The following is a 2,767-nucleotide window of genomic DNA, read 5'->3' as shown; positions in this document are numbered from 1 at the left end:
GTTGTAAACTCCTTTCGCCAAAGACGAATTTTGACGGTATTTGGAGAAGAAGCACCGGCTAACTACGTGCCAGCAGCCGCGGTAATACGTAGGGTGCGAGCGTTGTCCGGAATTACTGGGCGTAAAGAGCTCGTAGGTGGTTTGTCGCGTCGTTTGTGGAAGTCCACGGCTTAACTGTGGGACTGCAGGCGATACGGGCATAACTTGAGTGCTGTAGGGGAGACTGGAATTCCTGGTGTAGCGGTGAAATGCGCAGATATCAGGAGGAACACCGATGGCGAAGGCAGGTCTCTGGGCAGTAACTGACGCTGAGGAGCGAAAGCATGGGGAGCGAACAGGATTAGATACCCTGGTAGTCCATGCCGTAAACGGTGGGCGCTAGGTGTGAGTCCCTTCCACGGGGTTCGTGCCGTAGCTAACGCATTAAGCGCCCCGCCTGGGGAGTACGGCCGCAAGGCTAAAACTCAAAGGAATTGACGGGGGCCCGCACAAGCGGCGGAGCATGTGGATTAATTCGATGCAACGCGAAGAACCTTACCTGGGCTTGACATACACCGGATCGGGCTAGAGATAGTCTTTCCCTTTGTGGCTGGTGTACAGGTGGTGCATGGTTGTCGTCAGCTCGTGTCGTGAGATGTTGGGTTAAGTCCCGCAACGAGCGCAACCCTTGTCTTATGTTGCCAGCACGTGATGGTGGGGACTTATGAGAAACTGCCGGGGTTAACTCGGAGGAAGGTGGGGATGACGTCAAATCATCATGCCCCTTATGTCCAGGGCTTCACACATGCTACAATGGTCGGTACAACGCGCAGCTACCTCGTGAGGGGATGCGAATCGCTGAAAGCCGGTCGTAGTTCGGATTGGGGTCTGCAACTCGACCCCATGAAGTCGGAGTCGCTAGTAATCGCAGATCAGCAACGCTGCGGTGAATACGTTCCCGGGCCTTGTACACACCGCCCGTCACGTCATGAAAGTTGGTAACACCCGAAGCCAGTGGCCTGTCAAAGGGAGCTGTCGAAGGTGGGATCGGCGATTGGGACGAAGTCGTAACAAGGTAGCCGTACCGGAAGGTGCGGCTGGATCACCTCCTTTCTAAGGAGCTTTTATGTATAGCCCACAGTTGTGGGTTGGTAGTGGTTGATGTCGCCGTGTGTGTGACTGCCGCTTTTTTGTTTATTAAAGAATCCGGGTGGATGCACACCCCGCACCGTTAGGTGGTGTGGAGGGCAATGTGTGGTGTGCGCAATGATGGTTTCGCAAACGTTGTTTATGTGTTGGCATGCTGTTGGGTGTCTGGGGCAACACGTTTATGTGTGTGTTCCTTGTTGTGCCTGATGCTGGTATATCGCCTTGTGTGGGTGGTGTGTTGGTGTGTGGGTGTGGTGTGTGAGAACTGGAGAGTGGACGCGAGCACCATGCACGTAGATGCTGGCCTTTTTTGGTTGGTGTTTGGGTGTGTGTTTGTTTTTCTGTTTTTTCTGTTTTTTGTTTGTTCTTAGTATGTGCGTTTTTGTTTGTAGTGAAGGGCGTACGGTGGATGCCTTGGCATGCTGAGCCGATGAAGGACGTGTGAGGCTGCGTTAAGCCTCGGGGAGTTGCCAACTAAGCGTTGATCCGAGGATGTCCGAATGGGGAAACCCAGCACTAGTTATGTGGTGTTACCTGCAGGTGAATCTATAGCCTGTATGGGGGTATACGCGGGGAAGTGAAACATCTCAGTACCCGCAGGAGGAGAAAACAATTGTGATTCCGTTAGTAGTGGCGAGCGAAGGCGGATGAGGCTAAACCATGTGTGTGTGATACCTGGCAGGGGTTGCGCATGTGGGGTTGTGGGGTGCATCGGAAGTTATCTGTCAGTGACTTGCTTGATGTGGTTGTGTCAGCGGAAGCGCCTGGGATGGTGTACCGGAGAAGGTGATGAGTCCTGTACGTGAAGGCATGATCATGTTGGGTGTATGTGTTCCCCGAGTAGCAGCGGGCTCGTGAAATCTGCTGTGAATCTGCCGGGACCACCCGGTAAGCCTAAATACTCAGTGTGACCGATAGTGAATTTTAGTACCGTGAGGGAATGGTGAAAAGTACCCCGGGAGGGGAGTGAAAGAGTTCCTGAAACCGTGCGCTTACAATCCGTCAGAGCACCTCGTGTGTGTGATGGCGTGCCTTTTGAAGAATGAGCCTGCGAGTCAGCGGCATGTCGCGAGGTTAACCCATTTGTGTGGGGTAGTCGTAGCGAAAGCGAATCCGAAATGGGTGGTAAGTGGCATGTCCTGGACCCGAAGCGGGGTGATCTACCCATGGCCAGTGTGAAGCAGCTGTAAGAGGTTGTGGAGGCGCGAACCCACTTAGGTTGAAAACTGAGGGGATGAGTTGTGGGTAGGGGTGAAAGGCCAATCAAACTCCGTGATAGCTGGTTCTCCCCGAAATGCATTTAGGTGCAGCGTTATACAAGCTTGCTGGAGGTAGAGCTACTGGTTGGTTGAGCGGGACTATCATCTTAGCAATGTCAGCCAAACTCCGAATGCCGGTGAAGTGGTGTATAGCAGTGAGACTGTGGGGGATAAGCTTCATAGTCGAGAGGGAAACAGCCCAGATCGCCGGTTAAGGCCCCTAAGGGTGTACTAAGTGGAAAAGGATGTAGGATCGCGAAGACAGCCAGGAGGTTGGCTTAGAAGCAGCCACCCTTGAAAGAGTGCGTAATAGCTCACTGGTCGAGTGGTTCCGCGCCGACAATTCAGTGGGGCTCAAGTACACCGCCGAAGCCGCGGCA

2 rRNA genes are annotated in these 2,767 nt (G+C 53.6%); both read left to right on the top strand.

The features are described 5' to 3' along the window. A 16S ribosomal RNA gene (locus tag HMPREF3101_RS02685) occupies window positions 1-1,092 on the top strand; the annotation flags it as partial. Between the two features lie 418 nt (window positions 1,093-1,510). Then, window positions 1,511-2,767: ribosomal RNA gene (locus tag HMPREF3101_RS02680) — 23S ribosomal RNA — on the top strand; the annotation flags it as partial.

This window comes from Corynebacterium sp. HMSC29G08 (assembly GCF_001806875.1).
Lineage (GTDB): Bacteria > Actinomycetota > Actinomycetes > Mycobacteriales > Mycobacteriaceae > Corynebacterium.
This window is presented reverse-complemented; position numbering and strand designations above follow the sequence as displayed.